This window comes from Micromonospora sp. DT62 (genome assembly GCF_049847285.1).
Lineage (GTDB): Bacteria > Actinomycetota > Actinomycetes > Mycobacteriales > Micromonosporaceae > Micromonospora > Micromonospora reichwaldensis.
Genome location: NZ_JBNCOB010000007.1, coordinates 53,923 through 70,330, shown reverse-complemented (window position 1 = coordinate 70,330; position 16,408 = coordinate 53,923). Strand labels below are relative to the sequence as shown.

At 73.1% G+C, this 16,408-nt stretch carries 17 protein-coding genes and 1 tRNA gene; 8 read left to right on the top strand and 10 right to left on the bottom strand.

The features are described from left to right. Nucleotides 1-143: 143 nt before the first annotated feature. On the bottom strand, nt 144-2,306 hold the full coding sequence (locus tag ACPXCB_RS12895) for a hypothetical protein (RefSeq protein ID WP_425875133.1): 2,163 nt from the start codon (nt 2,304-2,306) through the stop codon (nt 144-146). A gap of 120 nt (nt 2,307-2,426) precedes the next feature. On the opposite strand from ACPXCB_RS12895, the gene ACPXCB_RS12890 reads away from it, so the two are divergent. Then, nucleotides 2,427-3,134: a glycosyltransferase family 2 protein gene (locus ACPXCB_RS12890; protein WP_425875471.1), complete on the top strand. Its 708-nt coding sequence runs from the start codon at nt 2,427-2,429 to the stop codon at nt 3,132-3,134. A gap of 97 nt (nt 3,135-3,231) precedes the next feature. On the opposite strand, the gene ACPXCB_RS12885 is transcribed toward ACPXCB_RS12890, so the two are convergent. Then, complete coding sequence (locus tag ACPXCB_RS12885) at nt 3,232-4,134, bottom strand: transketolase family protein (protein ID WP_425875131.1); 903 nt, start codon at nt 4,132-4,134, stop codon at nt 3,232-3,234. Between the two features lie 2 nt (nt 4,135-4,136). Next, nucleotides 4,137-4,901, bottom strand: a complete 765-nt coding sequence (locus ACPXCB_RS12880) for a transketolase (RefSeq protein ID WP_425875129.1) — start codon at nt 4,899-4,901, stop codon at nt 4,137-4,139. Between the two features lie 46 nt (nt 4,902-4,947). Between ACPXCB_RS12880 and soxR the strand changes: the two genes are divergently transcribed. Further along, nucleotides 4,948-5,412: a redox-sensitive transcriptional activator SoxR gene (gene soxR / locus ACPXCB_RS12875; protein ID WP_425875127.1), complete on the top strand. Its 465-nt coding sequence runs from the start codon at nt 4,948-4,950 to the stop codon at nt 5,410-5,412. Nucleotides 5,413-5,452: 40 nt separating this feature from the next. On the opposite strand, the gene ACPXCB_RS12870 is transcribed toward soxR, so the two are convergent. After that, entirely contained in the window at nt 5,453-6,430 is a 978-nt protein-coding gene (locus ACPXCB_RS12870; RefSeq protein ID WP_425875125.1) for an NAD(P)H-quinone oxidoreductase, read from the bottom strand. A gap of 9 nt (nt 6,431-6,439) precedes the next feature. Continuing rightward, nucleotides 6,440-6,814, bottom strand: coding sequence for a hypothetical protein (locus ACPXCB_RS12865; protein WP_425875123.1), 375 nt, complete (start codon nt 6,812-6,814; stop codon nt 6,440-6,442). Nucleotides 6,815-6,898: 84 nt separating this feature from the next. On the opposite strand from ACPXCB_RS12865, the gene ACPXCB_RS12860 reads away from it, so the two are divergent. Continuing rightward, nucleotides 6,899-6,985: transfer RNA gene (locus ACPXCB_RS12860), tRNA-Ser, on the top strand. Nucleotides 6,986-7,091: 106 nt separating this feature from the next. Here the strand turns inward: ACPXCB_RS12860 and ACPXCB_RS12855 are convergent. Beyond that, nucleotides 7,092-7,616 (bottom strand): hypothetical protein, encoded by a 525-nt coding sequence (locus ACPXCB_RS12855; protein ID WP_425875121.1) that lies wholly within the window; start codon nt 7,614-7,616, stop codon nt 7,092-7,094. A gap of 185 nt (nt 7,617-7,801) precedes the next feature. On the opposite strand from ACPXCB_RS12855, the gene ACPXCB_RS12850 reads away from it, so the two are divergent. Continuing rightward, complete coding sequence (locus tag ACPXCB_RS12850; protein ID WP_425875119.1) at nt 7,802-8,050, top strand: GntR family transcriptional regulator; 249 nt, start codon at nt 7,802-7,804, stop codon at nt 8,048-8,050. Between the two features lie 37 nt (nt 8,051-8,087). Here the strand turns inward: ACPXCB_RS12850 and ACPXCB_RS12845 are convergent, their stop codons facing one another. Then, nucleotides 8,088-8,606, bottom strand: a complete 519-nt coding sequence (locus tag ACPXCB_RS12845; protein ID WP_425875117.1) for a hypothetical protein — start codon at nt 8,604-8,606, stop codon at nt 8,088-8,090. Between the two features lie 84 nt (nt 8,607-8,690). On the opposite strand from ACPXCB_RS12845, the gene ACPXCB_RS12840 reads away from it, so the two are divergent. Further along, nucleotides 8,691-8,951, top strand: coding sequence for a hypothetical protein (locus tag ACPXCB_RS12840; RefSeq protein WP_425875115.1), 261 nt, complete (start codon nt 8,691-8,693; stop codon nt 8,949-8,951). Nucleotides 8,952-9,086: 135 nt separating this feature from the next. After that, a complete protein-coding gene (locus tag ACPXCB_RS12835) occupies nt 9,087-9,620 on the top strand; it encodes a YbhB/YbcL family Raf kinase inhibitor-like protein (RefSeq protein ID WP_425875113.1) in 534 nt (177 codons plus the stop codon). A 19-nt stretch (nt 9,621-9,639) separates the two neighbouring features. Here the strand turns inward: ACPXCB_RS12835 and ACPXCB_RS12830 are convergent, their stop codons facing one another. Further along, nucleotides 9,640-10,350, bottom strand: coding sequence for a class I SAM-dependent methyltransferase (locus ACPXCB_RS12830; RefSeq protein ID WP_425875111.1), 711 nt, complete (start codon nt 10,348-10,350; stop codon nt 9,640-9,642). 212 nt (nt 10,351-10,562) lie between these two features. Between ACPXCB_RS12830 and ACPXCB_RS12825 the strand changes: the two genes are divergently transcribed. Next, nucleotides 10,563-12,383: a hypothetical protein gene (locus tag ACPXCB_RS12825; RefSeq protein WP_425875109.1), complete on the top strand. Its 1,821-nt coding sequence runs from the start codon at nt 10,563-10,565 to the stop codon at nt 12,381-12,383. A gap of 28 nt (nt 12,384-12,411) precedes the next feature. On the opposite strand, the gene ACPXCB_RS12820 is transcribed toward ACPXCB_RS12825, so the two are convergent. After that, a complete protein-coding gene (locus ACPXCB_RS12820) occupies nt 12,412-13,194 on the bottom strand; it encodes an IucA/IucC family C-terminal-domain containing protein (protein ID WP_425875469.1) in 783 nt (260 codons plus the stop codon). Between the two features lie 293 nt (nt 13,195-13,487). Between ACPXCB_RS12820 and ACPXCB_RS12815 the strand changes: the two genes are divergently transcribed. Beyond that, nucleotides 13,488-15,005 (top strand): peptide deformylase, encoded by a 1,518-nt coding sequence (locus tag ACPXCB_RS12815; protein ID WP_425875467.1) that lies wholly within the window; start codon nt 13,488-13,490, stop codon nt 15,003-15,005. Nucleotides 15,006-15,171: 166 nt separating this feature from the next. Here the strand turns inward: ACPXCB_RS12815 and ACPXCB_RS12810 are convergent, their stop codons facing one another. Beyond that, nucleotides 15,172-16,290 (bottom strand): globin domain-containing protein, encoded by a 1,119-nt coding sequence (locus tag ACPXCB_RS12810; RefSeq protein ID WP_425875107.1) that lies wholly within the window; start codon nt 16,288-16,290, stop codon nt 15,172-15,174. Nucleotides 16,291-16,408: the final 118 nt, after the last annotated feature.

The following is a 16,408-nucleotide window of genomic DNA, read 5'->3' as shown; positions in this document are numbered from 1 at the left end:
TCGGCTCGATCGCGGGACTTCGATCGAGTTACCAGAAGGTAGCGTCGGCTTCGAGGTATGTGAATGCGTCTCGTAATCGTTGGGCGCAGAGTGCAGAACCGGGCGATCCGGTCGAATCGCGCGGCGGCCGGCTTCCCGGCGGGTCAGCTCCCCGGCGGGAGGGCGTAGCCGACGTAGCCCCGGAACTGCACGCGCCAGCCCGCCGGCACCAGCGCCGTGCACGCCGGCCGGCTGCCCGTGCAGACGATGGCGTCCACCGAGGCCGGGTCGGCCGGCGGGCGTCCGGGCAGCACCGACTGCAACGCCACCAGCTCCGGCGGGCGGCCGTCGCCGTCGCGCAGCAGCAGCCACCAGGGGTACTCCCAGTTGTCGTTCTGCTGCACCAGGCCGATCCGGCGGGTGTCCGTCGCGCGTACCGCCTCGGCGGCCCAGCGGAACTCCTCCGCCCACTGGGGACGCCGCAGGAACCGGGTGTCCCATTCGGAGGTGGTGAAGACCGAGCCCGCCCCGACCAGCCGGCGCGGGAAGCCGTACGACACCGCCAGCACCCCGGCCAGCGCGCAGCCGGCCAGCACGCTCACCGCGAGCCCGGCCGCCACCGGCCGCCGTCCACCCGCGCCGCCGGCCCGGCGCCGGAACAGCGCGTCCAGCCAGAGCCCCGCCAGCGGTACGGCCAGCGCCAGCGCGTAGAGCAGCAGGCGGTTGCCCCACGGCTGCCACTTGATCATGGCGGTGTGCAGCAGCACGGCGGCCACCACGACCACCGCGTACGCGCGCAGCGGACCCGCCTGCGTCGGGGCGACCCGACCGGGCCGGGCCAGCGCGTACGCCGCCCCGATCACCGCCAGCGCCCCGGCCAGCGGGAAGGCCACCCGATCCTCGTCCGGATACCACGACGGCACCGGGAACCGTTCCCGCCCGAAGGTGGTGGCCCGGTCCTGCGGGTCCACCCCGATGATCCCGGCAGCGCCGACGATCGCCTCGGCACCCGCCCAACGCAGCGGCGCGAGCGGCGTGTCGAACGCGGTGTGCGCGATCCGCAGCGCGTTGACCAGCAGCGACGGCGGGTCGTGCCGTTCCATCGGAATGGACTCGCGCAGCCGGGGCGGCCCGAGCGGATGCCCGAACTCGGCGGTCACCCGGGCCAGGAACGGCCCGACCACCACCACCGCCACCAGCAGGATCAGCGCCGACCCGGCGACCGTCCGACGCACCTGCCGCCGCGACCGGACGCCACCGGCCCGGGCCAGCCGGAGCTGGGCCAGCCCCCAGAGCAGCAGCAGCGGCCCGACCGCGACCAGGCCGCTGGTCTTGGTCAGCGCGGTCAGCCCGGTGGCCGCCCCCAGCGCCAGCATCGCCCCGGCCCCGGCCCGCCGGCGCAGCCCGTCCAGCGCCACCGTGGCCGCGCAGGCCACCCAGGCGGCGCAGACCAGGTCCGTCTGGGTGCTGGTCGCCTGGAGCGCCACCATCGGGGTGGTGGCGAGCACGAACGCGGTCAGCAGTTGGGCCCGCCGCCCCCCGCCGAGCTGCGCGGTGATCCGGGTGGCCGCCAGCAGTACGCCGACGCCGGCCGCCCACTGCACCAAATGGTGCAGCGCGTCCCCGCCGGTGAACAGGCGCAGGTGCAGCAGCAGGTACTCGGCGCCGGGCGGGATGGTCACCTGCCGGTGGATGGCGGTGGGCCAGAAGTCCAGGCCGCCCCGGGCCACCCAGTGCTCCACCTTCGGCAGGTGGTAGGTCTGCGAGTCGAAGTTGTTCGGCTCGGCCAGCAGGGCGATCAGCAACTCGACCAGCAGCAGCCCGCCGACCGTGCCGGCGAGCAGCCGCTCACCCCGACCCGCCGTACGCCAGGCGTCAGCCAGCCGGGTCCACCGCCCGGCGTGGCGGGGTGCGACGGGACGTGCGGCGGCCAGCGGCGGAGGAGGGGGCGGGGCGCCGACGGCCGGACCGGCCGTCGCGCCGACCAGCGCGGGCTCGGACGCGGCGACGGCCTCGACGGCGCGGTGCGCGGCGGCGACCACGGCCGTGCCGCGCGCTTCGTCCCGACGGCGTCGCCAGCCGACGGCGGCGAGCGCGCCGGCGAGGAGCGTCAGCCACGCCACGGCGAACGCCGGCAGGGTGAGCAGCCGCAGCGCGCCCAGTAGTTCCACCGTGAGCACCGCGAACGCCCCGGTCACCAGAGCCGCCCGGACCAGCGCGAGGCGCCGCCCCGCCACGGTCCCGGCCGCGACCGGACGGAGCGCGACGGCGAGCAGTCCGATCGCGGCGACCGGCGCCAGGGCGAGCAGGTAGCCGACTGCCGACATGCGGGCAGTAAACACCATGAACCTGAGGCCGCCGCGCTCAATGCCCGCAGTGCTGAGCACCGGTCGCCAACCGCCAGGCTAGGCTAGGGCAGACATATCGTCGCCACCGTGGAGATTCCCGTGAAGCTCTCGATCCTCATGCCGGTCTACAACGAGGAAGAGCGCATTGCGGATGCCCTCAAGCAGGCATTGGCGGTCGACTACCCGTGTGAGATCGAGCTGGTCGTGGTCGACGACGGCAGTCGGGACGGCACCGGGGAGATCCTCGGTCGAGCCGACGACGCGCGCCTGCGGGTCATCACCCACCAGCGTAACGCCGGCAAAGGCGCCGCCATCAAGACGGCGGTCGACACCGCCGAGGGCGACTACATGGTCATTCTCGACGCCGACCTGGAGTACGACCCGCTGGACATCCCGAAGCTGCTCGACCCGGTGCTCGACGGGCGGGCCACGGTGGTCTACGGCAACCGCACCTTCGGCAGCCACAGCGCCTACAGCTTCTGGTACGTGATGGGCAACAAGGGCGTCACGATGGCGGCGAACATCCTGTTCAACTCCTACATCGGCGACCTGGAGACCTGCTTCAAGCTGATGCCGGTCGCGCTCTACCGCTCGCTCGACATCCGCTCGCGCGGCTTCGGCATGGAGGCCGAGGTCACCGGCAAGCTGCTGCGCCAGCGCATCCGCCCCTACGAGGTCCCGATCAGCTACCGGGCGCGGGGCCGCGAAGAGGGCAAGAAGATCACCTGGAAGGACGGCGTCGAGGCGATCTGGATCCTGGGCCGCGAGCGCACCCGCCGCCGCCCCCTCGGCGCCCCGACCCGCTGACCCGTCCCGCCCTCCCGCGTCACCCCCCGCCGCCCGAACTCTGTCCCGCGGCTCCCCGCCGCCGACGGTGCGCGGTGCCGTCGACGGCCGGCGTGGCTCAGCGGCCGGCCGGCACCGGCGCCGCGTCCAGGAACCCGGCGACCGAACGGCGCAGCCCGGTGGCGTCCAGCCCGTGCCAGCGGGTGTGGTCCTCGGCCGAGCCGTAGCGGCGCAGCTCCTCGCGTCCCACGCCGAGCGCCAGCAGCCGGTGCGGCCGGTCGGCCAGGGCCGCCGACACCACCCGGGCCGACGTGCCGGCCAGGTAGGGCTCCACCAGGATCACCGCGTCGCCGGCCAGCGCCCGCAGCCCCGCCGTGTCGAACGGCCGCGGCCGGTGGGTGTAGGCCACCGTCACGCCCAGGTCGGCCACCGCAGCCACCGCCGCGTCCAGCACCGGCCCCACCGCGACCAGCAGCGGTGCGCCCGGCCCCGCGTCCCGGATCACCCGCAGCGCGCCGTCGCCGCCGTACGGCCGGGCGTTGTGCAGCGTCGACAGTCGCAGGTACGCCGAGCCGTCGGCGGCCACCGCGTCCCGCAGCAGCGCCGGCACCTCGTCGGGGTGACCGGGAACGTGCACGGTCCAGCCGTGCAGGGTGTCGATCAGCGAGACGTCGGCCGGCGACAGGTGGGTCCGGCCGGCGGCCGCCCGGTCGTACGACGCGCCGATGCTGACCAGCACCGCGCCCACGCCCTGGTGGTCCAGGTCGAGCTTGAGCTGCTCGTACGCCCGCTCGACGAGGAACGGGGCGTAGCTGTGCGCGATCGGCCGGAGCCCCGTCAGGGCGAGCCCGCCGGCCACGCCCACCAGCAGTTGTTCCCGGATGCCGACGTTCAGCACCCGGTCCGGGTGCCGGTACGCGGCCGGCTCGAACGCGTCGGCGGAGATGTCAGCCAGCACCAGGGCCGTACGCGGATCCTCCGCCAGCAGCGCGGTGGTGGTCTCGATGAAGCGGTCCCGCACGGTCACTCCCCCTGGTCGACGACCGCGACGACGACGTGCGGCCGGTGGTTGTCGTGCCCGGTCAGGGCGGTGTGCAGGGCGTCGTGGTCGTGCCCGTCGACGGTGGTGGCGGTCCAGCCGTTGACGGTGAACCGGGCCGCCGCGCCGCCCGCCCAGCCGTGCGTGGCGGAGCCGTTGTCGACCACGATCGCGGTCAGGCTGCCCAGCCCGGTCGCCCCCGCGTACGCGATCGCCTCGTGGTTGGAGCCCTCGTCCAACTCCGCGTCGCCGAGCAGCACGTGCACCCGGGGCATCAGCAGGCCCTGGGCGCGCAGCCCGAGCGCGGTGCCCACGCCGAGCCCGAGCCCGTGGCCCAGCGAGCCGGAGCCGATCTCCACCCCGGGCACCAGCACCCGGTCGGGGTGCTCGCCGAGCCGGCTGGCGGGCCCGCCCTGGTCGTCGAGCCAGTCGGCGGGAACGAACCCCTTCGCGGCGAGTACGGCGTAGTAGCCGGCCACGGCGTGGCCCTTGGAGAGCAGGAACCGGTCCCGCCCGGGGTCGTCGACGCTCTCCGGGGTGACCCGGAGGATGCGGTCGTAGAGCACCCAGAGCACGTCGACGGTGGAGCGGACGTTGGCGCTGAACTCCCGGCCCGCGCGCACCCGCTCGTACAGCGGCGCGACGGGTTTCGGCAGCGGCGGGGCGCCCGGGTGGCGGGGCGCGGCGGTGGGGTCACGGGGCGGCGCGGCGGTCGGGGCCGGGCCCGCGCTGGCGGTGGTCGTGGTCATGCCGCTAGCCTGCAAGTTGAAGTCCACTTCAACTCAAGGCGACGTGATGCACGAGTCTCTGACCATCGGCCAGCTCTCCGTCCGCAGCGGCGTCGCGCCCTCGGCGCTGCGCTACTACGAGCGGCTCGGGCTGATCCGGGCGGAGCGGACGGGCGGCAACCAGCGCCGCTACGCCCGCACCGAGCTGCGCCGGGTGGCGTTCGTCCGGATCTCCCAGCAGGTCGGCATCTCGCTGGAGGAGATCCGGGAGGCGCTGGACTCCCTGCCCGCGTCCCGCACACCGAGCGCGGAGGACTGGGCGCGCCTCTCGGCGACCTGGCGGGAGCGGCTGAGCGAGAAGATCCGGCTGATGACCAAGCTCCGCGACGACCTCGACGGCTGCATCGGCTGCGGCTGCCTGTCCCTGCAACGCTGCACGCTCTACAACCCCGGCGACTCGCTCGCCGGCGAGGGCCCCGGCGCCCGCCTGGTGCTCCCCCGTACCGTCGAGGAGCCGGCGCCGACGCCCTGACCCGCCGGGCCAGGCCCGTCCCGCCGGGACCGACCGCGCGTCAGCCGGTCGTGAGCAGCACCTTGCCCACGTGGTCGTTCGACTCGACCAGCCGGTGTGCCCGCGCCGCCTCCGTCATCGGCACCCGCCGGTCCACGACCGGCCGGACCGCCCCCGACTCGACCAGCGGCCACACCTGCTCGCGGACGCCGCGCACGATGTCCGCCTTCTCCGCCAGCGGCCGGGACCGCAGCGCGGTGGCCGCGATCGTGCCCCGCTTGGCCAGCAGCGCCCCGAGATCCAGCTCGCCCTTGCGGCCACCCTGCATGCCGATCACCACCAGCCGGCCGCCCGTGGCCAGCGCCGCCACGTTCCGGGGCAGGTAGGCGGCGCCCATGATGTCGAGGATGACGTCGGCGCCCCGGCCGCCGGTGACCCGCCGGACCTCCTCGACGAAGTCCTGCTCCCGGTAGTCGATCGTGTACGCCGCCCCCAGATCACGCAGCCGCTCGTGCTTCGCGGCGCGGGCGGTGACCGCCACGGTGGCGCCCAGCGCCACCGCGAGCTGGATCGCGAAGGTGCCGATCCCGCTGCCGCCGCCGTGCAGCAGCAGCGTCTCGCCCCTGCCGAGCCGGGCCACCTGCACCACGTTCGACCAGACCGTGCAGGCGACCTCGGGCAGCGCCGCCGCGTCGACCAGGTCGACGCCGGCCGGCACCGGCAGGAGCTGCCCGGCCGGCACCGCGACCCGCTCCGCGTAGCCGCCGCCGGCCAGCAGCGCGCAGACCTCCCGGCCCACCTCCCAGCCGGCCACGTCGGGCCCGATCGCGCTGATCACCCCGGAGCACTCCAGCCCGGGGTACGCGGGCGCGCCCGGCGGCGGCGGGTAGTGCCCCTGCCGTTGCAGCAGGTCGGCCCGGTTGACCGCGCTGGCCCGCACGTCGACGACCACCTCGCCCGGGCCGGGCTCGGGATCGGGCACCTCGCTCCAGACCAGTGCGTCGGGTCCGCCGGGCTCCGGGATCGTCATCGCGCGCATGTTCCGTGTCTACCCCACCCGCCCGTCGGTCCACGCCCGGGCCAGGATCTCGTCCACCGTCCGCGCCGGGGTGACGACCATCGCCGGCAGCTCCGCCCCGAGGATTACGTCCTGGAGCACCACGGTGAAGCCGGCGGCGGCGTACCGGTCCGCCGCCGACGCCGCGAGGTCGTAGCGCAGCCGCAGTTGCCGCCAGGCCTCCGCCGACGGCTCGGCGGTCATCTCCTCCTGGCCGCTCACCACCATCCGCCGGAAGACGTCGCCGCGCAGGTGCACCGCGCGGGGCAGCCGCCGGGCCAGCGCCTCGGCCACAGTGGACTCTTCGGCGGCCATGATTCCGCTGATCAGCACCACCGACGGGTTCTCCCACACGCCGTCGATCATCTCAGCGCGGGTGCGGTGCCCGCTCGCCCGCAGCGGGTCCGTGGCAGACTAGGCACGTCGCGCACCCCTCGGGCGCGCGGCCCGGGAGGGTTCGCCTAGTGGCCGATGGCGCTGGTCTTGAAAACCGGTAAGGCAGCGATGTCTTCGTGGGTTCGAATCCCACACCCTCCGCTTCCTGACGATCGGTCCTGACGCAGCTCAGCCCCGGTTCGTGGGCCGGGGCTGAGCGCTGGTGGGGGCCGGTGGGGGCCTAAGCCCGCCAGAACGGGGAGTGCGTCTACGCCCAGCGCGCGCCGTTGCGAACTGCCGTGGCTATGTCCAGCAGGTGGCTCAGCCGGTACCGCAACACCCGGGCCTGCCTCATCGACAGCACGAGGTTGGCGGCGGCGCTGCCCTCGACGCTCGTCAGGCTCACCATTTGCTTGGCGGCCGGATGCAGCGCTTGCACCAGGCCCACATCGACGATGAACGCCTCCAGCCGGTTGGTGTCCAGGTGACGGGTTCGGGAACGGTGGTGGCCTCGGCGCTGGCAGCCGTCCCGGTCGCACCAGCGCGGGCAGGCGGTCGGGTTGACGCCGGCAAGGGCGCCGGTCTCGTACACGTGCACGTATCCGCAGTGCCGATCAAGACCTGCCGCGCTGGCCGGGTGGGCATCCAGTCCCGCCCGCGCGCTCGCAGTCGTTGTGCTGCTGACGTGCGCCGCGCAGATGTACGCGCAGGCGTCGAGGGAGTCGGCTGTGTAGAGCTCGATGCGGACGGTCGCAGGCTCTCGACAGGCGGGCAGGGTGGGTAGGGTGCTCACGGGTCGCCTCCCTGGGGCGATCAAGGCCCTCGGTCGGCGGTGCAGTCGCTGGCCGAGGGCCGCTCTGTTGGGTGACCGTGACTGAACGTACAGTGTCTAGACGTCTAGACGTCTAGTCGCTAGACGTCTAGAGACTGAATATCCCCGCAGACGTACAGATCATGTGCGTGCTTACGCTCTCGCCCATGACGAGCCCGCTGTCCAATGTGCCGCTCTACCGGCAGTTGGCGGACCTGCTCGCCGCCCAGATTGATGAGGGCAAACTGACTCCCGGTCAGCCGCTGCCGAGCGAACTGCACCTCCAGCAGACCTACGGCGTAGCCCGGGGCACCGTGCGGATGGCCATGCGGGAGCTGCGCGACCGGGGTCTTGTCGTCACCGTGCACGCGCGAGGGACGTTCGTGGCCGAGCGGCCTGACGCCGCCTCGCAGTAGAGGTCGCTCGGCCTGCCGCGTACGTGTGCAGGTGCCGTCAGCAGCGGAGGTAGGTGCCGCACAGCGGCGGCGCGTCGACGCGACAGACCTTCCAGCCGCCCCTGATGCCCCCCTCCTCCGCCGTCTGGAAGCGCCACCAGTGAGTGGCGCCGGTGAAGGTGACGTTTCCTGAGGGGGCTACCTCCGTGAGCCGGAGGTCCACCATCGCCGAGACCGCGCCGTCCGGGTCGGTCTGCCAGTTGGTCGTCTCGACCCGTACGCCGAACGTGACCTGCGACTCGACCTGTTTGCGCAGGTCGCGAGCCTGCCGGAACAGCTCGTCCCGGTGGTCGCCGCACAGGCACCGGTTGATGTCGGGGTTGTCGTCCGGCTGAAAGACCGCCAGGAGGTACGCCTCGGCCGCCGCGGCGGGCGTCTTCTCGCCCCGCCCCGCCTCGATCGCCCTCGTCACCCCCTGCCTGACCGGCCAGCCCAAGCAGGCCACCGCGAAGGCGACGGCGGCGGCGACCGTCGCCCGGCGACGCCATTGCCGACCGGTCAGCGGCATCTCGATCACCGGGGGAGACTACGTGCCCGAGTGACGACGGGTGGTCAGCGGCTACGGTGTCGGCGGCGAAGCCGTGATCGTTCGGAGGTGCCGATGGCCGTGATGGATGAGTGGGGCTCCGTCTTCCGCAGGGTCGTAGCTGGCGGCGGCGATATCACGGACATCGCGCGCGCCATGAGGGCCGGCGCGGGATCCGGGTCTCTCATCTGGGCCGGCGGCGTCCTGCGGCGGGAGTTCGGCCTGACCGTCAGCGAAGTGGTGGACGTTATCGCCTGGGCCGAGGCGCCGGGTGGTGACCGGGACGAGGAAAGCCTGGCCCGGCTGCGATCCGAGGTGCGTACGCCGTTGAGGTAGGCGCGCCCGCTGGGCCGGGGGTGGACGGTCGGGACCTGCGGCCGGGACGGGACGCCCGGCGCTGCCGGTTCGATCGCGGGCGCCGACGGGGTAAGAAGGTGCGGAGGAACAATCGCTCACCGGAAGGACCCCCGAATGACCCTGGAACGACCGATCGCCCCGGACCCGTACGACCTGCTGCCGACCGTTGCGTCGTTCACGCTGACCAGTGACGACGTGCAGAACGGCGAGCCGATGGACGCCGCGTACGCCCACGGCAGCGTCGGGGGCGACAACATCTCGCCGCAGCTCGCCTGGTCCGGCTTCCCGGCCGAGACCAAGGGCTTCGTGGTGACCTGCCTCGACCCGGACGCGCCGACGGGCAGCGGCTTCTGGCACTGGGTCCTGGTCAACCTGCCGGCCGACGTGACGCGGCTGCCGCGCGGCGCGTCCGGCGACGACCTCGGCGGCGCCTTCACGGTCCGCAACGACTACGGCGACCGGGGGTACGGCGGCGCCGCCCCACCGGCCGGCGACCGGCCGCACCGCTACGTGTTCGCGGTGCACGCCCTGGACGTGGAGCGCCTCGACGTCACCCCCGCCGCGACCCCCGCCGTGGTCGGCTTCAACCTGGCCTTCCACACCCTGGCCCGCGCCGTGATCCGTCCCACCTACCAGGTCAAGGAGTAACCCCGGACCGGGCCCGGCCTCAGGAGGGGACCCGGGCCACCGCGAAGACCGACTGGCCGAACGGGGGGAGGACGCGCTGTTCCGCCGCCTTGGTGGCGGGGAGCACGAGGGTGTCGTAGACCTTGACCATCGGGCCCTCCTTCGGCATCAGCCGGAAGACCTTGGTCGCCATGAAGTAGCCGAGCAGGCCGAGCGCGTTCGCGTAGTGGATCTTCTCCACCGTCAGGCCGGCGTCGGTCATCGCGGCGGCCAGGGTCTTCTTCGTGTAGCGCCGTACGTGGCCGGTGGCGATGTCCGCCGGGCTCATCGCGAACTGGAAGGCGGGCACGATGATGATGACGTTGCCGCCCGGCCGGACCAGGTCGCGCATGCTGCGCAGCGCGCCCACGTGGTCCTCGATGTGCTCCAGCACGTTGTACGACACGGCGGCGCTGTAGTCGCCCCGGTCGGGGTGCGGCAGCAGCATCTGCCGGACCTCGATGTGGGGCTGGTCGGCCAGCCGCTCCTTCAGCAGGACGAGCCGGTCCGGGTCGGCCTCGGTGGCGGTGAAGCGCGGCAGGTGCTCCGCCCACTCCAGCGCGTAGTCGCCGAGCCCGCTGCCGATCTCGATCGGGTTGTCACCGAGGTACGGCAGGGCCAGCTCGACGAACCAGCGACGGTGGTTGACCGCCGTCGCGAGACCCTCCAGGACCTCGGACTGCACGCGCTGATCCCCAGTGATTTCTGCCATGCGTCGATTCCTCACGATATGAACTCGACCCGCGCCTGGACCGACAGAGTGAATCATCCGCACTGGCAACAGAAAAATCGGGGCACCCGTGGTGGCCGAAATGCGGTCGGGGGTGGGCACGTGATCGGCGGTCGGCGAACCCGGCACATGGTACGCCAGTACCCCGAAACATGTCACCTTGGCGTCATAGCCTGACTACTCTACGAATCGTCATGACTACTCCTGAATCGGGCCTCCCCGCTGGCGAGTCAGGGCCCGGGGCGTCGGTGGGCGGGCCCGACCGGGGCGTACGGCCCTGGAAGGGGTGGTGGACGGACGCCGCCGCGGTGGCGAGTTTCGTCCTGCTGGGCTTCTGGGTGACCGCGCGGCTCTGGCTGCGCCCGTCGCACGGCATCCGGGACAACCGCACCGACCAGTCGCAGTTCGAGTGGATGATGGCGCACGGCGCGCGCGTGGTGACCGATTTTGTTGATCCATTCACCTCGGACCGGATGAACGTGCCGGAGACCGTCAATCTGATGGCAAATACGTCCGTATTATCCGTATCTCTGCCAATGACGCCCGTCACCCTCCTGCTCGGCACCCGCGCGTCGTTTCTGCTCTTTCTCACCCTGGGCATGATCGCCACGGCGACGGCCTGGTACTTCCTGCTGTCCCGGGTGGTCGTCGGCGCCCGCGGGCCGGCCTGGCTCGGCGCCGCGTTCTGCGCGTACGCCCCGGCGATGGTCTCGCACGCCAACGCGCACCCCAACATCGTCTCGCAGTACGTGGTGCCCCTGATCATCTGGCGCACCCTGCGGCTCGCCGAGCCGGGGCGCTGGCTGCGCAACGGGCTGCTGCTCGCGGCGGTCGTCGTGTGGCAGGCCTTCCTCAACCTCGAGGTGCTGCTGATGACCGCCATCGGGCTGGGCGTGGTGGTCGGGGCGCTCGCCCTCGGCCGGCCCGAGCTGCGCCAGCGGGCCCGGCCGTTCCTCGCGGGCCTGGCCGTGGCCGCCGCCGTGGCGCTGGTGCTGCTCGCGTACCCGCTCCACGTCCAGTTCTTCGGCCCGGGGGCGTACAACGGGCTGTCCTGGCTGATCCGGGGCTACTCGACGGACCTCGCGTCGTTCGTGGCGTACTCGCGGGAGTCCCTGGCCGGTGACGCCCGCAGCGCCCAGGGGTTGGCGAAGAACCCCACCGAGGAGAACGCCTTCTTCGGCTGGCCGCTGGTGGTGCTCGTCGTCGCCCTGGTCTGGTGGCTGCGCCGGCACGTCGTGGTACGCGGCCTCGCCGTCCTCGCGCTCTTCTTCGGCCTGCTCTCCCTCGGGCGGGAGGTGCAACTGAACGGCAAGGGGACCGGGATACCCGGCCCGTGGGCGGCGTTGGAGAACCTGCCCGTCCTGCACTCGGTGGTGCCGACCCGGTGGGCGCTGGCGATCACCCCGATCGTCGGGGTGCTGCTCGCCTACGGGGCGGACCACGCGCGCGCCCTGGCCGCCCGGCACCCGCGGGCACGCCCGCAGATCCGCTTCGCCACCGCCACGGTGCTGGTCATGGCCCTGCTGCCGATCCTGCCGACCCCGCTGCCCACCACCCGTCTCGACCCCGTGCCCGCCTTCGTCACCTCGGGCGCCTGGCGGCCGTACACGGACGGCGGGCGGAGCATCGTGACCCTCCCGCTGCCCGACACCCACTACGCCGATCCGCTGCGCTGGTCGGCGCGGACCGGCCTGGACATGCCCATCGCCCGCGGCTACTTCCTCGGCCCGGACACCCGCCCCGGCCGGGACCGCATCGCCCTGTTCTCCGCGCCGCCCCGCCCCACCAGCGAGTTCTTCGCCGAGATCCGGCGGACCGGCGCGGTGCCGCCGATCACCCCGCAGGCGCGGGTCGACGCGGTCGGGGACCTGCGGTACTGGCGGGCGGGCGCGGTCGTCCTCGGGCCGCACCGGCAGGCCGACGCGCTGCGCCGGGGCATGACCGAGCTGACCGGCGTCCGCCCCACGTACACCGGTGGGGTCTGGCTCTGGGACGTCCGCCCGCTCACCGACTGACAGCGCCGGGCGGCCCGCAGGCGGCCGGTCAGGCCTGGCGGACGCAGCAGCCCTGGCAGATCTTGGGCTTGGGGAGGGTGAAGGCCAGGCAGCAGGTGCGCCGCTGCACGGTCGGCTCGCCGTTCGGGCCCGGGACCAGCTCCACCAGGTCGGCGAGGTCGAGCGCGCCGAGCAGCGTCTCGATCGTCTCGACCGACGAGCCGGGCAGGCCGTCGGCGGCCCGGAGGACGCCGTGGGCGATGCCCGAGGCCACCGACCCGAGCAGGGTGCGCGCGCCGATCCGGACCTCGGCCTGGATCGCGGCGACCATCGGGGCCAGGTGGGCGTCGAGCAGCGAGGCCCGGAGCACCTGGAGCAGTTCCGCCTCGTCCGCGACGACCCGCACCTCGGGCAGCCCGGCGAGCGCCAGCGGGTCGCTCGGCAGCACCGCGACCGTGGTCGAGCGGCGCAGGCCCATGGTGAGCAGCGGTCGGTGGTCCTCGAAGTGGATCAGCACGTCGGCCGGGTCGAGCAGCGGCACCCGTCGGGCCGAGGCCCAGCCGAGCGCCACGGGCAGCGCCGTCCAGTAGCTGTACGACTTCCAGGCCAGCGCGGCGCAGGCGTGCGGGGTGCCGCCCCAGCGCGAGCTGGCCGAGCGCAGGAACTCCGGCAGGAGGGTGCCGTCGACCAGGGTGGTCGCCGGGCGCCAGCCGTACTCGTCGTGCACCAGCAGGCCGGGCGCGAGACCGGGCACGTCGTCGGTGCCGAACATCGCGCGCATGGCGGCGGTGACCGGGGCCAGCGGCGCGGCGGCAATGTCGCGCTTCGGCATCACCGCTGTCACTGGACTCACCCACCCCGTCGTCGCCGTCAGCGGGCAACCCGCCCGTCGCTGAGCTAAGGCTAGCCTAACCACATCTCGCGAGATAAGGGAAGGCTCGCCTGCGTCGGATCCGGAGGGGCCGGTCACTCCGCCCGTGCGGCGTACTACCCGGTCATCGGGGCGGAAAACTCGCCCCAGTATCGACAGTCATCGCTACCTGTCAAGGCTCGCGTCGGCAAGGTGTCAGTTCCGTGTGCGCGTCGCCACAGAACGTGAAACTGATGCTCCCGGCCACGAGGAAGCTGATGACCTCACCGCTCGATCGGGCTGCCGACTCCTTCGCCGCCGAGATCGCCCGGCACCGTACGGGGCGGGGGCTGTCCAAGAAACAGCTCGCCACCCTGATGGGCTTCGACCCGTCGTACGTCAGCCACGTCGAGGGGCGCCGGCACCGCCCCACCGAGGACTTCGCGCGCCGCGCCGAGGCCGTACTGGAAGCCGGCGGCGCGATCTGGCAGCGCTTCAAGGAGTACGACGAGCTGCGGCACGCCCGGGCCGAGCGGGCCCACCGGGACCCACCCGTACCCGGGCAGTGGATGCCGCCCGGCACCGGACTGATCGTCGAGCGGGAACTCGCCACCCTCACCCACCTCGGCGACGCCTACCGCTGCGTCATCCGGCGCGAGCTGTACAACGCCGGCACCGAGCCGGTCACCCGCTACCTGGTGCGGATCGCCGTCGACCGCTACCCCAACGACCCGGGGCGCTCCAACCTGCACCACCGCGAACACCCGCTGACCTTCGCCGAGCTGCGGCTGCGGGCGTACCGGGAGGACGGGGACGAGCGGGAGGCGATGCACTGGCGGGCCAAGCACGACCGCGACGCCTTCAAGGAGCTGTGGCTGCTCTTCGAGAACGCCGACCGGCGCTTCCCCCTCTACCCGGGGGACCGGGCCACCATCGAGTACGCGTACTGCGTCGGGCACGACAAGTGGGGCCCCTGGTTCCAGCGGGCGGTCCGGCTGCCCACCCGGCAGATGGCCGTACGCCTGGACCTTCCGGCTGCGGTCGACCCGCAGGTGTGGGGCGCGGAGACCTCGCTCTCGGCGGAGGAGGGCCCGCTGCGCACGCCCGTGACCAGGCGCGAGGACGACGACCGGGTGATCTTCGACTGGGCGACCGAGGACCCGCCGCTCAACGCGCGGTACCGGTTGCAGTGGCGGTTCCGCGGCCGGCCCGACGCCGAGCCCGAGGAGGCCGGGCGGATCCGGCCCAGCGACCGGATGCGCGGCATCGGCATCGTGCAGCGCGGCGCCGACCTGCTCCGCCAGCCGGCCCGCCCGTTCGACCTGCCCCGCGAGGAACGGGAGGCCCGGGACGTCGCCGACCGCCTCGCGGCGACCCTGGTCCGCCTCGACGAACTGCACCCGTTCCGCAAGGGCGTGGGCATCGCCGCCCCGCAGCTCGGCCTAGGCCGGGCGGTGGCGGTGGTCCGGCCCCCCGACCGGTCGGCCGACCCCGTCGTGCTGCTCAACCCGCGCGTCGTCGACGCCTCTCCCGACAGCGACGAGCAGTACGAGGGGTGCCTCTCCTTCTTCGACCACCGTGGCCTGGTGCCCCGGCCGCTCCGGCTCGACGTGGAGCACGCCCAGTACGACGGCAGCCGGATCATCACCTCGTTCGAGTTCGGCATGGCCCGGCTCGTCGCCCACGAGATCGACCACTTGGAGGGGCGGCTCTACGTCGACCGGATGGCGCCGGGGGTGCCGCTGGTACCGGTCGAGGAGTACCGCGAGACCGGCCGGCCCTGGCGCTACTGACCTGCACGCCCACCCGTCCCGGCGGCACGACCACGTCCGTCCGGGTGGGAAGGACGGCCGGGCGGACGTGGTCGTGCGGGGCGGTGCCGGTCCGCCCGCTTGGGGGACCGGGGCGCGTGCCCCAGGGGGCAGGAGCACGCGCCCCGGTATGGGGGGAGGAACGCTTCTAGAGGTTGCCGAAGGTGTCGTAGCGGGTGTTCTCCGGCGGGACGCCGTCCTCGGCGAGCACCCGCAGGGTGGCCCGGACCATGCGGGCGGAACCGGAGACGTAACAGTCGTGCGCCGTCCACGGGCCGTACCGGCTGACCACGTCGGGGATGTCACCCAGTTCGCCGTCGAAGTCGGGGTCCTCGCTGCACGCCGGAGTGACCGACAGCCACGGGTGCGCGGCCACCAACTCCTGGAGCCCGGCCAGGCCGTACAGGTCCGCCGCCGTACGGGCGCCGTAGAAGACGTGCACCCAGCGGGTCCGGTTGTAGCCGGCCAGCTCCTCCACCAGCGCCTTGATCGGAGCCAGGCCGACGCCGCCCGCCACGCAGAGGATGTCCCGCTCCGAGGAGCGGTCCAGGGTCATCGACCCCATCGGCGCCGCCACCCGGAGCAGATCGCCGGGCTTGACCCGGCGGACCAGCGCCCCGGACACCCAGCCGGCGCCCTCCGGCGTACGGACGTGGAACTCCAGCAGGTTGTCGTCGTTCGGGGCGTTCGCCACCGAGTAGGTGCGCCACACCCGGGGGAGGTGGCGGGGCACCTCCACGCTCACGTACTGGCCGGCCCGCCACGACAGCGGATGCTGCAACGCCCGGCAGGTCAGCACCGCCGTGTCCCTGCCGTACCGCTCGTGGGTCAGCACCTCCGCGTGCCAGAACGGCGGGTTGTCGTCGGCCGCCGCCCCGGCCAGCATCTTCTCCGTGATCGCCGCGTACGCGTCCCGCCACGCCTGGTCGTACTCCAGGTTCCAGCCGTCGCCGGCGACACTGCGCAGCGCGTCCAGCAGCGCGACGCCCATGGTCTCGTAGTGCGCCGCCTCGACGTGGTACTTGCGGTGGTCCCGGCCCAGCGAGCGCAGGTACTCGTCGAAGCTCTCCGGGTCGCCGACCGTCTGGGCGGCGGTGACGATCGCCTCCAGGATCCGGTCGCCCTGCCCGGTCATCTCCACCGGGAAGAGCTTGCGCAGCTCGGGGTCGAGCAGGAAGAGCCGGGCGTAGAAGTGACCGCTCAGCCGCTCCCGGTGCTCCTCGACCAGGGTCCAGCTCTCCTTCAGCAGCCTTGCGAAGTCGTCCACGAGGCGCGCTCCTTCTCCTGACGGCGGATCGGGCACCCATAGAATGTCCACGGAGCGTGTCGACCGGTCGCACAGAATGTGCGATCGGCTCGTGAGGCTCGTTCGGGCGGTGCCGCCG

What these genes read in the sequence shown, in the direction of transcription:
- ACPXCB_RS12820 (WP_425875469.1), bottom strand. Translation starts at nt 13,194, where the DNA reads ATGCCGAAGCGCGACATTGCCGCCGCGCCGCTGGCCCCGGTCACCGCC.
- ACPXCB_RS12825 (WP_425875109.1), top strand. Translation starts at nt 10,563, where the DNA reads ATGACTACTCCTGAATCGGGCCTCCCCGCTGGCGAGTCAGGGCCCGGG.
- ACPXCB_RS12850 (WP_425875119.1), top strand. Translation starts at nt 7,802, where the DNA reads ATGACGAGCCCGCTGTCCAATGTGCCGCTCTACCGGCAGTTGGCGGAC.
- ACPXCB_RS12830 (WP_425875111.1), bottom strand. Translation starts at nt 10,350, where the DNA reads ATGGCAGAAATCACTGGGGATCAGCGCGTGCAGTCCGAGGTCCTGGAG.
- ACPXCB_RS12880 (WP_425875129.1), bottom strand. Translation starts at nt 4,901, where the DNA reads ATGACCACGACCACCGCCAGCGCGGGCCCGGCCCCGACCGCCGCGCCG.
- ACPXCB_RS12870 (WP_425875125.1), bottom strand. Translation starts at nt 6,430, where the DNA reads ATGCGCGCGATGACGATCCCGGAGCCCGGCGGACCCGACGCACTGGTC.
- ACPXCB_RS12835 (WP_425875113.1), top strand. Translation starts at nt 9,087, where the DNA reads ATGACCCTGGAACGACCGATCGCCCCGGACCCGTACGACCTGCTGCCG.
- ACPXCB_RS12865 (WP_425875123.1), bottom strand. Translation starts at nt 6,814, where the DNA reads ATGATCGACGGCGTGTGGGAGAACCCGTCGGTGGTGCTGATCAGCGGA.
- soxR (WP_425875127.1), top strand. Translation starts at nt 4,948, where the DNA reads ATGCACGAGTCTCTGACCATCGGCCAGCTCTCCGTCCGCAGCGGCGTC.
- ACPXCB_RS12895 (WP_425875133.1), bottom strand. Translation starts at nt 2,306, where the DNA reads ATGTCGGCAGTCGGCTACCTGCTCGCCCTGGCGCCGGTCGCCGCGATC.
- ACPXCB_RS12840 (WP_425875115.1), top strand. Translation starts at nt 8,691, where the DNA reads ATGGCCGTGATGGATGAGTGGGGCTCCGTCTTCCGCAGGGTCGTAGCT.